Source organism: Colwellia marinimaniae, from assembly GCF_002207865.1.
In the GTDB taxonomy this organism is placed as follows: Bacteria; Pseudomonadota; Gammaproteobacteria; order Enterobacterales; family Alteromonadaceae; genus Colwellia; species Colwellia marinimaniae.
Map to the genome: position 1 here is coordinate 1 of NZ_BDQM01000309.1, position 264 is coordinate 264.

Sequence of the window (264 nt, forward strand, 5' to 3'; positions counted from 1 at the left end):
CAGCTCATCGACGCGCCAGACCTTCTTGCCGGACTGGCCGCGCGGCACGTCATCGGGCGTGTACTCGTCGGGGTCGGCCTGTTCGAGCATGTGCCCGAAGCACCAGGTCACTTTGTCGGTGCCGCACTCGATGAAGCCGTCGCCCTTGCCGGTCGCGCCCAGCTCGCCGGCGATGGCCTTGGCGACGGACGGCTTTTCTGCGATGAAAAGGCGCATGGTGTGTCTCCCTACCAGGTGATGACCGGACGGATCACGGTCTTGATT

1 protein-coding gene is annotated in these 264 nt (G+C 64.8%); it reads right to left on the minus strand.

Translation table 11 applies throughout. From position 1 onward, the window contains the following. The coding region (locus MTCD1_RS19415) for a toprim domain-containing protein (RefSeq protein WP_235013397.1) at positions 1-216 on the minus strand (216 nt) is incomplete at its 3' end. Between the last annotated feature and the right edge of the window lie 48 nt (positions 217-264).